Raw genomic sequence first — 16,687 nt, 5'->3', positions numbered from 1 at the left:
ACAAAATGGTTCAACGGCCCCACGGCCCCTGACAGACGGTGTCCCCATGAACGACCACCAGCAGCCGCTTTCCACGGTTCCCGCCGCGCAAGGTCTGTATGACCCGGCAAACGAGCACGACGCATGCGGCGTCGGCTTCGTCGCGCATATCAAGGGCAAGAAAAGCCACGAATTCATTCAACAGGGCCTGAAGATCCTCGAGAACCTCGATCACCGGGGCGCCGTCGGCGCCGATCCGCTGATGGGCGACGGCGCGGGCATCCTGATCCAGATTCCGGACTCGTTCTACCGTGAAGAGATGGCCAAGCAGGGCGTGACGCTGCCGCCGAACGGCGAGTACGGCGTCGGTATGATTTTCCTGCCGAAGGAACATGCGTCGCGTCTGGCCTGCGAGCAGGAACTGGAACGTACGGTGAAAGCCGAAGGCCAGGTCGTGCTCGGCTGGCGCGACGTGCCCGTCGACCACAACATGCCGATTTCGCCGACCGTGAAGGCGAGCGAGCCGCTGATCCGCCAGATCTTCATCGGTCGCGGCAAGGACATCATGGTGACGGACGCGCTCGAGCGGAAGCTGTACATCATCCGCAAGACCGCGAGCCACCGTATCCAGGCGCTCAAGCTCAAGCACGGCAAGGAATACTTCGTGCCGTCGTGCTCGGCGCGCACGGTTGTCTACAAGGGTCTGCTGCTGGCGGGTCAGGTCGGCGTGTACTACCGCGACCTGCAGGACGAGCGCGTCGTGTCGGCACTGGCACTGGTGCACCAGCGCTTTTCGACCAACACCTTCCCGGCGTGGGAACTGGCTCACCCGTATCGCATGATCGCCCACAACGGCGAAATCAACACGGTGAAGGGCAACGTCAACTGGCTGAACGCGCGTACGGGCGCGATTGCGTCGCACGTGCTCGGCGACGATCTGCCGAAGCTCTGGCCGCTGATCTATCCGGGCCAGTCGGACACGGCATCGTTCGACAACTGTCTCGAACTGCTGGTCATGGCCGGCTACCCGCTCGTGCACGCGGTGATGATGATGATCCCGGAAGCATGGGAACAGCACACGCTGATGGACGAGAACCGCAAGGCGTTCTACGAATACCACGCAGCCATGATGGAGCCGTGGGACGGTCCCGCAGCCATCGCCTTCACGGACGGCCGTCAGATCGGCGCGACGCTCGACCGTAACGGTCTGCGTCCGGCGCGCTACATCATCACCGACGACGACCTCGTGATCATGGCGTCGGAAGCGGGCACGCTGCCCATTCCGGAGTCGAAGATCGTCAAGAAGTGGCGTCTGCAGCCAGGCAAGATGTTCCTGATCGACATGGAACACGGCCGCATCATCGACGACAAGGAACTGAAGGACAACCTCGCCAACGCCAAGCCGTACAAGAGCTGGATCGACGCCGTGCGCATCAAGCTCGACGAAATCGAGCCGAACGCGGAAGACGTCGCGACGGAGCGCCGCGAAGCGGCTGCGCTGCTCGACCGCCAGCAGGCGTTCGGTTACACGCAGGAAGACGTCAAGTTCCTGATGGCGCCGATGGCGCAGGCAGGCGAAGAAGCCGTTGGCTCGATGGGCAACGACTCGCCGCTGGCCGTCATGTCCAACAAGAACAAGACGCTGTATCACTACTTCAAGCAGCTGTTCGCGCAGGTGACGAACCCGCCGATCGACCCGATCCGCGAAAACATGGTGATGTCGCTGGTGTCGTTCGTCGGTCCGAAGCCGAACCTGCTCGACACGAACAACATCAACCCGCCGATGCGTCTCGAAGTGTCGCAGCCGGTGCTCGACTTCCGCGACATCGCGAAGATCCGCGCGATCGATCAGTACACGGGCGGCAAGTTCAGCTCGTATGAACTGAACATCTGCTATCCGGTGAGCTGGGGCAAGGAAGGCATCGAAGCGCGTCTGGCCTCGCTTTGCGCGGAAGCCGTCGATGCCGTCAAGTCCGGCTACAACATGCTGATCGTGTCGGACCGCAAGACCGACCGCGACAACGTCGCGATCCCGGCGCTGCTGGCTACGTCGGCGATCCACTCGCACCTCGTGTCGCAAGGTCTGCGCACGAGCACGGGCCTCGTCGTCGAGACGGGTTCGGCACGTGAGACGCACCACTTCGCGCTGCTCGCGGGCTTCGGCGCGGAAGCCGTTCACCCGTACCTCGCGATGGAAACGCTCGCGCAGATGGCAGCGGGCATGAAGGGCGATCTGTCGGCGGACAAGGCGATCTACAACTTCACGAAGGCAGTCGGCAAGGGCCTGCACAAGGTCATGTCGAAGATGGGCATTTCGACATACATGTCGTACACGGGCGCGCAGATTTTCGAAGCCGTCGGTCTGGCTGAAGATCTGGTGAACAAGTACTTCAAGGGCACGGCGTCGAAGGTCGGCGGCATTGGCCTGTTTGAAGTGGCGGAAGAAGCGATCCGTCTGCATCGCGACGCGTTCGGCGACAACCCGGTTCTCGCCAACATGCTCGACGCGGGCGGCGAGTACGCATACCGCGTGCGCGGCGAAGACCATATGTGGACGCCGGATGCGATCGCCAAGCTGCAACACTCGGCGCGCAGCAACTCGTATCAGACGTACAAGGAATACGCGCATCTGATCAACGATCAGACGAAGCGCCACATGACGTTCCGTGGCCTGTTCGAATTCAAGGTCGATCCGTCGAAGGCGATTCCGCTCGACGAAGTCGAATCGGCGAAGGACATCGTCAAGCGCTTTGCAACGGGCGCGATGTCGCTCGGCTCGATCTCGACGGAAGCACACGCTACGCTGGCGGTGGCGATGAACCGTATCGGCGGCAAGTCGAACACGGGTGAAGGCGGCGAGGACGAAAACCGCTATCGCAACGAACTGCGCGGCATTCCGATCAAGAACGGCGACACGATGAAGTCGATCATCGGCGATGAAATCGTGACTGACATTCCGCTGAAGGAAGGCGATTCGCTGCGCTCGAAGATCAAGCAGGTGGCGTCGGGCCGTTTCGGCGTGACGGCGGAATATCTGGCTTCGGCAGACCAGATCCAGATCAAGATGGCGCAGGGCGCGAAGCCGGGCGAAGGCGGTCAGTTGCCGGGTCACAAGGTGTCCGAGTACATCGGCAAGCTGCGTTACTCGGTGCCGGGCGTCGGCCTGATTTCGCCGCCGCCGCACCACGACATCTACTCGATCGAAGATCTGGCACAGCTGATTCACGATCTGAAGAACGCGAACTCGGCGGCGAGCATTTCGGTGAAGCTCGTGTCGGAAGTGGGCGTTGGCACGGTTGCCGCAGGTGTCGCGAAGGCGAAGGCCGATCACGTCGTGATCGCCGGTCATGATGGCGGCACGGGTGCATCGCCGCTGTCGTCGGTGAAGCACGCCGGTACGCCGTGGGAACTGGGTCTCGCGGAAACGCAGCAGACGCTGGTGCTGAACCAGTTGCGCGGCCGTATCCGCGTGCAGGCCGATGGTCAGATGAAGACGGGCCGCGACGTCGTGATCGGCGCGCTGCTCGGCGCGGATGAATTCGGCTTTGCGACGGCACCGCTCGTCGTCGAAGGCTGCATCATGATGCGCAAGTGCCACCTGAACACCTGCCCGGTCGGCGTCGCGACGCAAGACCCCGTGCTGCGCGCGAAATTCCAGGGCCAGCCGGAACACGTCGTCAACTTCTTCTTCTTCATCGCTGAAGAAGTGCGCGAAATCATGGCGCAACTGGGTGTTCGCAAGTTCGACGACCTGATCGGCCACAGCGAATACCTCGATATGAAGAAGGGCATCGAGCACTGGAAGGCGAAGGGTCTGGACTTCTCGCGCGTGTTCTATCAGCCGAGCGTCCCGGCGAGCGTCGCGCGTCTGCACGTCGAATCGCAGGATCACGGTCTGGACCGCGCACTCGATCACACGCTGATCGAGAAGGCAAAGGCAGCGATCGAGAAGGGCGAGCACGTGTCGTTCATCCAGCCGGTGCGCAACGTGAACCGTACCGTCGGCGCAATGCTGTCCGGCACGATCGCGAAGAAGTACGGCCACGACGGTCTGCCTGACGACGCCATCCATATCCAGCTGAAGGGCACGGCGGGTCAGAGCTTCGGCGCGTTCCTCGCGAAGGGCATCACGCTGGATCTGGTCGGCGACGGTAACGACTACGTCGGCAAGGGGCTGTCGGGTGGCCGCATCATCATCCGTCCGACGAACGATTTCCGCGGCAAGTCCGAAGAAAACATCATCTGCGGCAACACGGTGATGTACGGCGCAATCGAAGGCGAATCGTTCTTCCGTGGCGTTGCGGGCGAGCGCTTCTGCGTGCGTAACTCGGGCGCGACGGCGGTTGTCGAAGGCACGGGCGATCACGGCTGCGAATACATGACAGGCGGCACGGTGGTGGTGCTCGGCGAAACGGGCCGCAACTTCGCGGCGGGCATGTCGGGCGGTATCGCCTACGTGTACGACGTGGACGGTTCGTTCGCAGCGAAGTGCAACAAGTCGATGGTCGCGCTCGAACCGGTGCTGCAACAGGCCGAACAGGAGCGCACGGTCGACAAGGCACTGTGGCACGCAGGTCAAACCGACGAAGCGCTGCTCAAGGGGCTCATCGAACGTCACTTCCAGTTCACGGGTTCGCCGCGTGCGAAGGCGCTGCTCGAAAACTGGGATGCGGCGCGCCGTCAGTTCGTGAAGGTGTTCCCGACGGAATACAAGCGCGCACTTGGCGAAATGGGCGCGAAGAAGGCTGCCAAGGAAGTGCTCGCAGCCTGATCGTTCCCCGACTGAACCACTGACGACAAAACGAAGCGCGCCCGCTGCAGCGAGCAGCGGGCGCCGATCCCCTCACCGAATCAGATAGACATAGAGAACCACATGGGCAAGGCAACCGGTTTTCTCGAGTTCGAGCGCCGCCACGAGGCGTACGAAGCTCCCCTCACGCGTGTAAAGCACTACAAGGAATTCGTGTCGGCGCTGACCGACGACGAAGCCAAGGTTCAGGGCGCACGTTGCATGGACTGCGGCATTCCGTTCTGCAACAACGGCTGCCCGGTGAACAACATCATTCCGGACTTCAACGATCTGGTGTTCCGTCAGGACTGGAAGAGCGCCATCGACGTTCTCCATTCGACCAACAATTTCCCCGAGTTCACGGGCCGCATCTGCCCGGCGCCGTGCGAAGCGGCGTGTACGTTGGGCATCAACAACGACCCGGTCGGCATCAAGTCGATCGAGCACGCGATCATCGACAAGGCGTGGACGGAAGGCTGGGTCGCACCGCTGCCGCCGAAGCACAAGACGGGCAAGAAGGTTGCTGTCGTCGGTTCGGGCCCGGCGGGCCTGGCTGCCGCGCAGCAGCTTGCACGCGCCGGCCATGACGTGACGGTGTTCGAGAAGAACGACCGCATCGGTGGCTTGCTGCGTTATGGCATTCCCGACTTCAAGCTGGAGAAGTGGCTGATCGATCGCCGCATGCGCCAGATGGAAGCGGAAGGTGTGACGTTCCGCGCGAACGTGTTCGTCGGCAAGGACGCGTTGCCGGCGTACATCGGCAATACCGCGAAGGAAATCGTCACGCCGGAAGAACTGAAGGAACTGTTCGACGCCGTGATCCTGACGGGCGGCTCCGAAACGCCGCGCGATCTCCCCGTGCCTGGCCGCGAGCTTGCGGGCATCCATTACGCAATGGAATTCCTGCCGCAGCAGAACAAGATCAACGCCGGCGACAAGGTTGCTGACCAGCTGGTAGCGAAGGGCAAGCATGTCGTCGTGATCGGTGGCGGCGATACGGGTTCGGACTGCGTCGGTACGTCGAATCGTCATGGCGCGAAGGGCGTCACGCAATTCGAACTGCTGCCGCAACCGCCGGAAGAAGAGAACAAGCCGCTCGTGTGGCCGTACTGGCCGGTCAAGCTGCGCACGGCGTCGTCGCATGAAGAAGGTTGCGAGCGCGATTGGGCGGTGGCGACCAAGCGCTTCGAAGGCAAGAACGGCAAGGTCGAGAAGCTGATCGCGGCGCGTGTCGAATGGAAGGACGGCAAGATGGTCGAAGTGGCCGGTTCCGAATTCGAAATGAAGGCCGATCTCGTGTTGCTGGCAATGGGCTTTACGCAGCCTGTTTCGCCGATTCTCGAAGCCTTCGGCGTCGACAAGGACGCACGCGGCAATGTGCGCGCTTCGACAGAAGGCGACAAGGCGTATTACACGTCAGTGGACAAGGTGTTCACTGCAGGCGATATGCGCCGTGGTCAATCGCTGGTGGTGTGGGCGATTCGCGAAGGCCGTCAGTGTGCGCGTTCTGTCGATGCCTATCTGATGGGGCATTCCGAACTGCCGCGCTAAGTCTGGCTTCTGATCCCGTTTAAGCAGCAGGAGAAGTGGAGACAGACGCGGACGCACAAGACGGCGCCGCACAGCAGTAACAGCAGGACAAAAACCGGGCACGCGCAAGCGTGACCCGGTTTTTTCGTTGCATGGGGCGATAATGCGTGAATGGATGTGTCGAAGAACGGAAAAGCGTACGGAGACTCACGATGCAACGCACCGATCCGCAGCCTGAATCACAAGAAAGCGCAGACACGGCACTGAATGCATCGGGCGATGCACCCGCCGATACGCAGGACTATCAGCGCTGCTTCATCGCGCTGGTTCCCACGGCAGCGACTCGCGACGCACTTTCCAACATCGACGTCCCAGCCTCTGCGCGGCGCGCGCCCTACGAGCAGTTGCACCTGACGGTGACCTTCATCGGCGTGCTGCCGCAGGAAAAAGCCATGCCGCTGATCGAGGCCCTGATGCGTGAAACCGTGCCTCTCCAACCCACGCCGGTTACCAACATCGAGCACTGGCCACGCGCGTCGCATCCACGACTGACAGTCGCCACGCTCGCCATGTCAGAAGCATTCATCGCGCTCGACTGGCGTGTCCGTTCATCGATGATCGCGCTTGGTTTGCCCGTCGATGCCCGCGCATTCCGCCCGCACGTCACGCTGGCGCGCTACCGTCACGACGCGGCAGCCGTTGGCGCCGCAGTGGTGTTGCAGGAAGAACTGATCGCACGCTTCGACTCGCTGACGCTGTACTCCAGCACGCTGGCGCGCAACGGCGCACGTTACCGCTCGATGGCTAGCGTACCCGTCGTCTACGCGTGACGCCTAGCGCAGCGAGCCACAATCAGGACGCGCGATACCGCGCCAGCGTCAGACCATCCAGATCGATTTCCGGCTTGCGTTGCGTCATCAGATCGGCGACCACGCGCCCCGATCCCAGCGACATCGCCCAACCCGTCGAGCCATGCCCCAGATTGATCCACAACCCGTCGATACCGGAAGATCCGAGCAACGGCGCGCCATCGGGCGTCATCGGCCGGCGGCCAACCCAGAAGTGCGCGGAAGAGGGCGCCGTTGCGTGCGGGAACCAGTCGTCGAGCACTTTCATCAGCGTCTGCAAGGCCTGCTCGCGTAACGTCGTCTGCCGGTTGCCGAGTTCCGCCGTGCCCGCGACGCGCAGATTCGGCCCGAAGCGCGTAATCGCCGTCTTCAGAGATTCATCCATCAGCGCGGCACGCGGCGATTTCTCGTCATCGACAATCTGCAAAGTCGCCGAATAACCCTTTACGGGATACAGCGGCACTTTCACGCCGAGCGGCGCGAGCAGTTCCACGCTATCGACGCCCGCCGCCACCACCACCGCATTCGCCACCAGCGTCTCGCTGCCCGCCGCGCTTTCCACATGCACGCCATGCACCGCGCGCCCTCGCACATCCAGCGACGTCACGCGCGTATCGAAGCGAAAGCGCACGCCGTTCGTCTCGCAAATCGCGCGCAATTCGCGCGTGAAGCGCGCACAGTCGCCCGCTTCGTCGTCGGGCAGATAGAGGCCGCTCAACGGCGCCTGGCGCGCCCAGCGCAACCCCGGCTCGATCTCCGCGCATTCGGCTGCGCTCACTTCACGATGCTTGATGCCCGCGTCGCGCAACACGGCCAGCGCGGGCTGCGCCAGTTCGACGTCGTACTCGCTGCGAAAAAGCTGCAGATAGCCCTGACTGCGCCCGTACTCGAACGGATGATGACCGCGAAATTCGTGCAGACATTCGCGGCTGTAATACGCAATGCGTTGCATGCGCTGCTTGTTGACGCGAAAGCGCGCGAGATCGCATTCGCGCAGCCAGCGCGCGATCCAGCGCCATTGGGCGGGATCGAAGGTCGGCCGGAAGATCAGCGGCGATGCCGGCTTGAACAGATACTTGAGAATCTTGGCGGGCATGCCGGGCGCGGCCCACGGCGTCACGTAGCCGGGCGCGATCACGCCCGCGTTGCCGAAGCTCGTGGCGAGCGCGACATCGGATTCGCGTTCGATCACGGTGACGTCGCAGCCGCGCTCGCGCAGGTAGAAAGCGGTGGCGACACCGATGATGCCGCCGCCGAGTACGATGGTTTGCATGGGTGAGTCTTACACGTGTTCCGCCGATTGCGCGCTCTCTGTCGCAAGCGACTTGCCCTTCGTTTCGGGCAAGGCCAGCGCCGCAACGACCACGAGCAGATAGCCCGCGCCCGCGACGATGCCGATTGCCTTCACGAGTGTCATCGTTTGCGACAGCGTGCCGACCAGAATCGGAAAGAACGAGCCGACGCCGCGCCCGAGGTTATAGCAGAAACCTTGCCCCGAGCCGCGTATCGCATTCGGATACAGTTCAGACAGATACGCACCAACGCCCGCGAATATTCCCTGCACGACGATGCCGAGCGGAAAACCGAGCAGCAGCATCGCGGCATCGGTGATGGGCAGCATCGTGTAGACCATGCCGAGCACGAACGAACCGATCGCGAACAGGATGAACGACGCACGCCGTCCGATCTTGTCCGAGAGAATCGCGCCGACGATATACCCCGCAAACGAGCCGACAATCAGCACCACCAGATAGCCACTCGTATTGAACACCGACAGATGGCGCACGGTTTTCAGGTAAGTCGGCAGCCATGTCGTGATTGCGTAGTAGCCACCCAGCATGCCGCTGCACAGCGCGCTGCCGAGGATCGTCGTTTTGAGGTGCGGGCCGGAGAAAATCTGCAGGAAATGGGAGGTGTCGAAGCCGCTTTCGCGCGCGCGGCGTGTTGCGAGATAGATGTCGGGATCGCTGACGTTGCGGCGGATGTAGATGATCCACAGCGCGGGCACGATGCCAATCCAGAAACACGCGCGCCACGCATACTCTTCGGGAAGCAGCGCGAAGAACGCCCAGTAGAGAATCGCCGCCGCGCCCCAGCCGAACGACCAGCTGCTCTGCACGGTGCCGACGGCTTTCGCGCGATGCTGCGGCGAGCGGATCGTCTCCGCCATCATGATCGTCACCACCGACCACTCGCCGCCAAAGCCGAGGCCTTGCAGCGTGCGCGTGGTGAGCAGTTGCCAGAAGTTATGTGTGAAGCCGGACAGGCAGGTGAAGAGGGCGAAGGTGGCAATCGTCCATTGCAGCACGCGGATGCGGCCATAGCGGTCGGCGAGGATGCCCGCGAGCCACCCGCCTATCGCCGACGAGATCAGCGAACTCGTCGCGATCATGCCCGCTTCGCTTTTCGACATGCCCCACGACGCGATCAGCGTCGGGATCAGGAAGGAGTAGATCATGAAGTCGAAGGCATCGACGGCGTAACCGCCGAAGCCCGCGTAGAGCGTGCGCCTTTCGCGCGTCGACAGCTCGGTAAACCACTGAAATGACGCCATCCCCTCTCCTTGGTCCCAATCGTGGGTTGCTGTTCTGTTTCGGGTGCGATGTCCTGCGCGCCGTCTGGTTTGCCGTCGGGCTCGCCGTCCGGCTAGCGGCACGGCGGTCCGCGGGTGGCTTGTATTCTACGGTCCGCATCGGTTGCGGCCAATGCGCAGCAAAAAAGCCTGCCGATATCCCACATCGCAGGAAACGTGGCGCGCGAACCCTTATTCCGAATTCTTACTGATTGCTACTCTGTAACCCTCGAGCTGTTCGCGTCCATTACACTGCAACTCGGCGCCGTAAGTGATCGGCCCGTGCGGTCGAATACACCGTGTATCGGCTGATCCACCCTGCACGTGACCTGCGTGCGTCTTTTCGCATCAGCGCGCGGCATCCCCGCCGCACCTTGTAGACACAACGATGACTTTCTCTGCGAAAGCGGATATTTCGCTCGCCGCTGCGCACGATCTCCATGCCTTACCGCTCGCGCTGCCGCATTCGCCTGCGTGCGTTCCGTCGCGCCGCCGTTTTCTGAAAGGTACGGCGAGCGCGCTGCTGTTCTCGGGCATGGGCAGCACGCTGCTGGCGGCGTGCGGCGGCAACAACGCCGGCTCGGATCAGGCGCCGACGCCGCGTCTCGCCTCGCTGGAAAACTTTCGCGATATTGGCGGCACGGCCGCCGGTTATCCGACCGTCGATGGCCGCGTCGTGCGGCGTAACGCGTTTTTCCGCTCGAATGCGCTGAACGAGAACGCCGCCGATGCCGCCGTGCTCGATTCACTCGCCATCGCTGCGGTCTACGATCTGCGCACGCCTGGAGAAATTGCGCGCGCCGCGGACGTTCTGCCCGCCAACGCGACATACCAGAAGATCAACGTGACAGGCCGCGAGGACATGATGCCGCCGCCGCTGGATAGCGCGGCGGCCGCCGTCGCGTCGATGGAGCGCGCGCAGCGTCTGTACGTGACCGATCCTGTACAGCGCGAAGGGTTTGGCAAGCTGCTCGAACAGCTTGCCGGCACGCCGGGCGTACAGCTGATTCATTCGAGCGCGGGCAAGGATCGCGCGGGCTGGGCTGCCGCGTTGCTGCTGAGCATCGCCAACGTGCCGTTCGACATCATCATGCAGGACTATCTGCTGTCGAACGCGTATTCAGCCAGTTCGATCACGGCGCGCGTCGAAGCGCGCCGTCAGACGGGCGGTGATCTTGCTGCAGATGTGGAGCGGCCGATGGCTGGCGTGCAGAGCAGCTTCCTGCAGGCATCGTTCGATGAAGTGCAGGCAAGCTACGGCACGATGTCGGGCTATCTGACGCGTGGGCTGGGCCTCGCGCAATCGACAGTCGATACGCTGCGCGACCGTCTGCTTCTCTGACGTTTCTTCAGTACAAAGAAAAAACGGCCCGTCCCAGGTGGCAGCGGGACGGACCGAACAGGGAGGCGCCGAGGACGCCGGATTGCACTATAAGTCGGGAGCCGCGCGAAAAGGCCTGAACGTAAGGCAAGGTAAGCGCAAACGCTGTGCACGTAACCCGTTCGAAATGCAGTGCGCTTCTTCCAGCGCTCAGACTTCAGCGGGCACGGTGACCGGCAGCGCGATACGCACGCGCAACCCGCCTTCCGGATGATTCTCCACGCTGCATTTGCCGCCGCGATGATGCGCAAGCCGCACGACGATCGCGAGTCCCAATCCGCAATGTCCTTCGCCGCCGCGCGCCGCGTCGAGTCGCACGAACGGCTTCATGGCAGCAGCGATGCGATCTTCAGGAATGCCGGGGCCATGATCGCGCACGTCGATGATCCATCGCTCGCCTTCGCACGAGGTCGCGATGTCGACGGGCGGTGCGCCGTGCTCGAAGGCGTTATCGACGAGATTGGTGACGAGCCGGTCCAGCAGCGTGCGCGGCAGCGTAAAGCGCGCGCCGGCCCGCAGATCGAGCCTGAAAAGCGGCGCTTCGTCCTGGATACTGTCGTCGCTGTCTTCGTTTGCGTTGCCATCCGTGGCGGAAAACTGCTCGCGCAGAAAGCCGTCCACTTCCGTCATCGGTCCCGATTCCGCCGACTGTCCCGCGAACTCCAGAAACTGCTGCACGATGTTGGTCAACGAATCGACATCGCGGATCAAACCGGCGCGTTCGTTTTCATCGGCGAGGACGCTGGCGCGCAGCTTCAGCCGCGTGAGCGGTGCTTTCAGATCGTGTGCGACGCCTGCGAGCATCACCGCCTGATCGTCGCCTGCTTCGTTCAGGCGCCGCATCATGTCGTTGAACGAACCGATCAGATCGCGCAATTCACGCGGTCCGTGCTCGGACACGGGCTCAGGGCGATTGCCAGCGCCGAACGCGCGAGCGGCATCCGCGACCCGCGTGAGCGGCCGCTGCATCTGCCACACGGCGAGCAGCGACAGCAGCAGCGCGGCAAGCAGCATCGAGATGGATTCGATCACGAAGCGCGGACGCGGCGGCACATCGACGGGAATCACCACCCACATCGACTTGCGTGGAAAGCGAACCCACAGACGCGGCATGTGCGTATCGTCGACGGCGATCTCAGTGCCGGCGGGCAGGCTCGCGCGCAGATGACGCGTCAGTTCGACGAACGGCCGGCGCGTGGGCGGTTCGAGATGGACGGTGGCCGGCATGTTCCACGTCGGCACGAGATGCACGCGCAGCGCGGGCGCGACGTCGGCGCCGTTGACGGGTTCACCGTTCGCGGCCTGAAGCGCGAGCAGAATGCCGCGCGCGTAGCCGTCCACTTCGTGATGCGGCGGCTGCATCACGACCAGCACGAACCAGCCCGCCTGAATCGCGAACAGCACCGCCGACGACAGCAACGCCATTCTGCCGAACAGCGTATTCAGCGGATTCCTGATGCGGGTCACGCGAGTGTCACGCGAATCACGCGGAGTCGGCGGCGAAGGGTTCGCCGTTGAGGTCTGCGTCGGGGACAAACACGTAGCCCTTGCCGCGTACTGTCTGGACATAGCACGGATTGGACGGATCGTTTTCGATCACGCGGCGCAGACGCCAGATCGGCACGTCCAGGCTGCGATCGCGGAACGGCAGGTCGTCGCGATGCACGAGATCGTGAATCAGCACGCGCGACAGCACCTTGTACGGATTGTTGACGAATATTTTCAGCAGCGCGAATTCACTGTCGCGCAGCGTCACGCGCGTGTCATCGCGCGACAGCGTGCGGGTCGCGAAATCCAGTTCGAACGGGCCGAAGCGATAACGCTTGCGGGCTTCCGGCGCGCTCGTCGTCGCCGGGCCGCGACGGCGCAGCACCGTCTGGATGCGTGCGAGCAGTTCGCGCGGATCGAAAGGTTTCGTCAGATAGTCGTCGGCTCCGAGCGACAGCCCGATGATGCGGTCGGCCACCGTGCCGCGCGCCGTCACGAAGATCACGGGAATGTCGTCGCCGGCGGCGCGCAACGCGGTGAGCGCGCGCAGGCCGTCCGTGTTCGGCATCATGATGTCGAGCACGACGACGGAAGGCCGCTCCCGTTCGAGACGCCGTTGCAGATGCGTGCCGTCGTGCAGCACGGATGCATCGTAGCCATTCGATTGCAGGAAGCGGCAAAGCAGATCGCGCACGACGGGATCGTCGTCGACGATGAGGACCTGTGGATTCATACCGAAATTCTAGTCTGGCATCGCCGGTCGGCGCTCGAAGGTTTTCTTACCAACACTTACGCAAACTCTCAGGCAGACCGCGCGCGCCGCGCTATGGCGCAAGGCTTCCTTATGCGACGGGGCGGCACGGCGGAGCGCGTGCGTTTTAGTCTGCAATATTCCCTTGCATCTGCATATCAGGCGCCGGGAGAACTCACCAACCTTTTACGCAGTTGGAAAGATTTAGCGCGCATTCGCAAGCAGTCGTAAGCACCTCAGAAATACGTGCGTTGCTTGAGCCATCGTGAAAGCGGGGCAAACGGGATCATTCGATACGCCACAAGCCGCCGTGCAAGCCGGACGCCGCGATGTATCCGCGACCGGCCGCGCGGTGTTTCCGAAGACTCTCGCACTTCACGAGGTTTGCCATGACTGTTCAGAACAACCATTTCACGACGCAACTGCAAGGTATCGCACGGCCGTCCGCAACGGAACGCCCGGCTTCGCGCGGCGCCTCCACGCCGGCTGCGCCGGCATCGACAGGTGAGAAGGCGGGCGCGGCGCAAGCGCCTGTTTCGCCTTCGGGTCTCGTCGGCAATCACGTCAATACGACGGCCTGACGCTCCGGAGTTCGCCGTGCCGAAATCACGCATTTTCACGCGCGCCAAACGCGCAGTTGCGCGTCTCGCGATGTGGTCGGCCGTGGGCGCGGCGGTAGTGCCGCTCGACGGTTGTGCCGTCGCGGCGCTGCCGTGCCGGCTGACTTCGGCGACGCTGAAGATTCTGCCCGTCGTAGGCCATGTGGCCTCGACGCCGTTCGACGCCTGTGCCGCAGCCATCGACTGAGCTGCTGCCATCGATTACGCGAGGCGAGCGATGAAACTCACTTCGATCGGGCGTGCGCTGCTTGCATGCGCCGTGGCTGTGTCCTGTGTCATCGCGCCGTGCGCGGCACGTGCGCAGAACATGTTGTCGCCGCAACAGGCGGCCGCGCTGCGCATGTCGGCAGCCGCCGTGAAAAAGCGTACGGTCGACAAGCCGTTCGCGTTTCGCGGCATCTCACTCGGCATCACGCTCGATGAGTTTCGCGCTGGCGCCCAGGTGCGCGCGACGCCGATCGGCAGTGTGCCTGTGTGCGAGACGGACAACGTTGCCGGTTCGCTCGGCATGCGTCTGAAGACGTCGCAGAGCCTGACGATCGCGTGCCAATGGGCGCATCGTGCAGCAGACGGCTGGGCGGTGTCGCGCGCTGTCGTGGACGGCGCGCCCGCCGACGAACACGTGCTGCGCTTCGTGCGTGTGGACGGGCAGAGCGCGTTTCGTCTCTACGAGATTTCTTTCGTGATCGACGAGATCACGGCCGACGATCTGCGCGACGCATTCGAAGACCGCTACGGCGCGCCGCGTGCCGCAACGCAGGTGAACTCGCCGACGGCAGGCGCGCTGCCCGTCTACATCTGGGAAAACGACGTGAGCTCGATCACGTTGTGCCTGTTGCCCGCGACGCACAACGCGACGCTCACCTACCTGCTGAAAGATCCCGACGCGTACATGAAGTCGGTGGTGCGGCAGTGGCAGGCGAGCAGTCCCGACGCGGGTTGACGGAGATTTTTCGAGTCACCGCGTCGCTTTATCAGACGCGCTTCACACACGCGCTTTCTAGACGCAAAAGGCACGACACATCATGAACGCCATGCACATGCCCCGCGCCGTCGCCGTGTTGACGAGCGCCGCCGCTTTCTACGCGCTTGCCGGCTGCGGCAGCACGAAAGATTCGATCGTCGATACGCCGATGCTGCCGCCGCTCGCGTCGGCGCCGCTGAACGTGAACACGCAGGGCGCAATCTTCCAGGCGGGCACGAGCATGCTGTTGTACGAGACGCCGCGCGCGCAGCATATCGGCGATGTGCTGACGATCCGGTTGTCCGAGTCGTACACGGGTTCGAACAGCGCGAACGCGCAGGCAAGCCGCAACAGCGACATCACAGCGGAAGCGGCCGACAAGTCGACGGGCACGGCGGCGCGGCTCGCGCGGCTTTTCAACGTCGGCTCGGCGAGCACGAGCTTCAAGGGACAAGGCTCGATCGCCGATACCAGCGGCATGACGGGCACGCTCGCCGTCACCGTGATCGGCACCATGCCGACGGGCAACCTCGTGGTGTCAGGCGAGAAGGTGATCTCGATGGCGGGCAATGTCGACCGGTTGCGGTTCTCGGGTATCGTGAACCCGAAAGACATCGAGGCGGGAAACTACGTCGCGTCAGGCAAGGTTGCGAACGCACGTATTGAGCAGGCGGGGCAGGGCATGCTCGCCGATTCGACGACGCTTGGCTGGCTGCAGCGCATGTTCCTGAGTGTGCTGACGTTCTGATTTTCCCGGCGTTGCCCGGGCCGCAATCAGCAGGGATTCGACGGCGACGTGTGATTGCAGCGCGTCGCCGTTTTCATGTTTGTCACCATTGTCACCAATATCACGCTAGGCAGCGCATGCTGCATCAAAGGCTGGCAACAGGTGCGTCGTAGCGCTCGGCCGCACCGATCTCGCCATCCGGCACGAACACATAACCTTTGCCCCACACGGTCTGCACGTAGCGCGGTTCGGATGGATCGACTTCGATCAGACGGCGCAGACGCCAGATGGAGACATCGAGGCTGCGGTTACGATGAGTATCGACACCGCCGTGCAGCTTCTCCAGCAACTGGGCGCGGGTGAGTACTGTCATCGCGTGCGTGATGAACACCTTGAGCATCGCGAATTCGCTCGAACGCAGCGCGATACGTTCGCCGTCCCGACGCAGTTCACGCGCGGGAAAGTTCACTTCGAAACGGCCGAAGCGATAGGGCGCGCGATTTTCCGGCGCGCTTGGCGCCGCGCTTTCGCGACGGCGCAGCACGCTGCGAATGCGCGCCACCAGTTCGCTCGGATCGAACGGTTTGCCGAGGTAATCGTCGGCGCCCAGTTCGAGACCGATAACACGATCGATCACGTCCGCACGTGCGGTCAGCAGGATCACGGGAATGTTGTCGCCGGCGAGACGCAAGGCGCGCAAGGCGCTGATGCCGTCGAGCTCGGGCATCATGATGTCCAGCACGACGAGAGCCGGGCGCTCGTGCTGCAATGCATGCTGCAAGGCCATGCCGTTTTCGAGCACGGAGACGGTGAAGCCACGGCCTTGCAGATAGTCGCGCACGAGGTCGCGCACGACGGGATCGTCGTCGACGATCAGAATGGAAGAGTTCATTCTGGCGATGGTAGTGGCGCAGCGCCTCGCGCGAAAGCGCGAGGTGCTTTCGAAATCTTTCCTCGGTAAGAGGTCGGTCTTTGCCGGTATCGAAGTCGTCAGGATCGAGGCCGAAACTTGCCATCGAGCGCTGCGGAAGAAGCGCG

General features: G+C 63.1%; 13 protein-coding genes. 8 read left to right on the top strand and 5 right to left on the bottom strand.

Features of this window, described 5'->3' with window-relative positions; translation table 11 throughout:
• The first annotated feature begins 46 nt into the window (after nt 1-46).
• The 3 genes from DK391_RS12500 to thpR all read left to right on the top strand — a co-directional run bounded on the left by DK391_RS12500 (nt 47) and on the right by thpR (nt 7,128).
• On the top strand, nt 47-4,750 hold the full coding sequence (locus tag DK391_RS12500) for a glutamate synthase-related protein (RefSeq protein WP_109478317.1): 4,704 nt from the start codon (nt 47-49) through the stop codon (nt 4,748-4,750).
• A 102-nt stretch (nt 4,751-4,852) separates the two neighbouring features.
• The gene (locus DK391_RS12495) at nt 4,853-6,319 is read left to right on the top strand and encodes a glutamate synthase subunit beta (RefSeq protein ID WP_109478316.1); all 1,467 of its coding nucleotides are present in this window, start codon (nt 4,853-4,855) and stop codon (nt 6,317-6,319) included.
• 191 nt (nt 6,320-6,510) lie between these two features.
• Nucleotides 6,511-7,128 carry an RNA 2',3'-cyclic phosphodiesterase gene (gene thpR / locus DK391_RS12490; RefSeq protein ID WP_109478315.1) on the top strand — a complete coding sequence of 206 codons (618 nt, stop codon included), beginning with the start codon at nt 6,511-6,513 and terminating at the stop codon, nt 7,126-7,128.
• A gap of 22 nt (nt 7,129-7,150) precedes the next feature.
• Here the strand turns inward: thpR and DK391_RS12485 are convergent, their stop codons facing one another.
• Both DK391_RS12485 and DK391_RS12480 read right to left on the bottom strand, forming a co-directional pair.
• On the bottom strand, nt 7,151-8,419 hold the full coding sequence (locus DK391_RS12485) for a D-amino acid dehydrogenase (RefSeq protein WP_109478314.1): 1,269 nt from the start codon (nt 8,417-8,419) through the stop codon (nt 7,151-7,153).
• A gap of 9 nt (nt 8,420-8,428) precedes the next feature.
• Nucleotides 8,429-9,700 (bottom strand): MFS transporter, encoded by a 1,272-nt coding sequence (locus DK391_RS12480; protein ID WP_109478313.1) that lies wholly within the window; start codon nt 9,698-9,700, stop codon nt 8,429-8,431.
• Between the two features lie 406 nt (nt 9,701-10,106).
• Here DK391_RS12480 and DK391_RS12475 point away from each other — a divergent pair, with 406 nt between their 5' ends.
• On the top strand, nt 10,107-11,060 hold the full coding sequence (locus tag DK391_RS12475; protein ID WP_204117351.1) for a tyrosine-protein phosphatase: 954 nt from the start codon (nt 10,107-10,109) through the stop codon (nt 11,058-11,060).
• A gap of 189 nt (nt 11,061-11,249) precedes the next feature.
• Here the strand turns inward: DK391_RS12475 and DK391_RS12470 are convergent, their stop codons facing one another.
• Together DK391_RS12470 and DK391_RS12465 are read right to left on the bottom strand one after the other, a co-directional pair.
• Entirely contained in the window at nt 11,250-12,557 is a 1,308-nt protein-coding gene (locus tag DK391_RS12470) for an ATP-binding protein (RefSeq protein WP_109478361.1), read from the bottom strand.
• Nucleotides 12,558-12,582: 25 nt separating this feature from the next.
• Nucleotides 12,583-13,320, bottom strand: coding sequence for a response regulator (locus tag DK391_RS12465; protein WP_109478312.1), 738 nt, complete (start codon nt 13,318-13,320; stop codon nt 12,583-12,585).
• A gap of 407 nt (nt 13,321-13,727) precedes the next feature.
• Here DK391_RS12465 and DK391_RS12460 point away from each other — a divergent pair, with 407 nt between their 5' ends.
• From DK391_RS12460 to DK391_RS12445, 4 genes are all read left to right on the top strand, one after another.
• Nucleotides 13,728-13,919 (top strand): hypothetical protein, encoded by a 192-nt coding sequence (locus DK391_RS12460; RefSeq protein ID WP_109478311.1) that lies wholly within the window; start codon nt 13,728-13,730, stop codon nt 13,917-13,919.
• A gap of 16 nt (nt 13,920-13,935) precedes the next feature.
• Nucleotides 13,936-14,145, top strand: a complete 210-nt coding sequence (locus tag DK391_RS12455; protein ID WP_109478310.1) for a DUF6726 family protein — start codon at nt 13,936-13,938, stop codon at nt 14,143-14,145.
• Between the two features lie 30 nt (nt 14,146-14,175).
• Nucleotides 14,176-14,901, top strand: coding sequence for a hypothetical protein (locus DK391_RS12450; RefSeq protein WP_109478309.1), 726 nt, complete (start codon nt 14,176-14,178; stop codon nt 14,899-14,901).
• Between the two features lie 82 nt (nt 14,902-14,983).
• Nucleotides 14,984-15,670, top strand: a complete 687-nt coding sequence (locus DK391_RS12445; protein WP_109478308.1) for a flagellar basal body L-ring protein FlgH — start codon at nt 14,984-14,986, stop codon at nt 15,668-15,670.
• A gap of 124 nt (nt 15,671-15,794) precedes the next feature.
• On the opposite strand, the gene DK391_RS12440 is transcribed toward DK391_RS12445, so the two are convergent.
• Nucleotides 15,795-16,541: a response regulator gene (locus DK391_RS12440; RefSeq protein WP_109478307.1), complete on the bottom strand. Its 747-nt coding sequence runs from the start codon at nt 16,539-16,541 to the stop codon at nt 15,795-15,797.
• Nucleotides 16,542-16,687: the final 146 nt, after the last annotated feature.

Source organism: Paraburkholderia sp. C35 (assembly GCF_003121405.1).
Classification (GTDB): Bacteria; Pseudomonadota; Gammaproteobacteria; order Burkholderiales; family Burkholderiaceae; genus Paraburkholderia.
This window is presented reverse-complemented; position numbering and strand designations above follow the sequence as displayed.

Excerpts from the sequence above, each read along its gene's own strand:
- thpR (WP_109478315.1), top strand. The coding sequence starts at position 6,511 with ATGCAACGCACCGATCCGCAGCCTGAATCACAAGAAAGCGCAGACACG.
- DK391_RS12475 (WP_204117351.1), top strand. The coding sequence starts at position 10,107 with ATGACTTTCTCTGCGAAAGCGGATATTTCGCTCGCCGCTGCGCACGAT.
- DK391_RS12450 (WP_109478309.1), top strand. The coding sequence starts at position 14,176 with ATGAAACTCACTTCGATCGGGCGTGCGCTGCTTGCATGCGCCGTGGCT.
- DK391_RS12465 (WP_109478312.1), bottom strand. The coding sequence starts at position 13,320 with ATGAATCCACAGGTCCTCATCGTCGACGACGATCCCGTCGTGCGCGAT.
- DK391_RS12495 (WP_109478316.1), top strand. The coding sequence starts at position 4,853 with ATGGGCAAGGCAACCGGTTTTCTCGAGTTCGAGCGCCGCCACGAGGCG.
- DK391_RS12440 (WP_109478307.1), bottom strand. The coding sequence starts at position 16,541 with ATGAACTCTTCCATTCTGATCGTCGACGACGATCCCGTCGTGCGCGAC.
- DK391_RS12500 (WP_109478317.1), top strand. The coding sequence starts at position 47 with ATGAACGACCACCAGCAGCCGCTTTCCACGGTTCCCGCCGCGCAAGGT.
- DK391_RS12485 (WP_109478314.1), bottom strand. The coding sequence starts at position 8,419 with ATGCAAACCATCGTACTCGGCGGCGGCATCATCGGTGTCGCCACCGCT.
- DK391_RS12460 (WP_109478311.1), top strand. The coding sequence starts at position 13,728 with ATGACTGTTCAGAACAACCATTTCACGACGCAACTGCAAGGTATCGCA.
- DK391_RS12445 (WP_109478308.1), top strand. The coding sequence starts at position 14,984 with ATGAACGCCATGCACATGCCCCGCGCCGTCGCCGTGTTGACGAGCGCC.
- DK391_RS12480 (WP_109478313.1), bottom strand. The coding sequence starts at position 9,700 with ATGGCGTCATTTCAGTGGTTTACCGAGCTGTCGACGCGCGAAAGGCGC.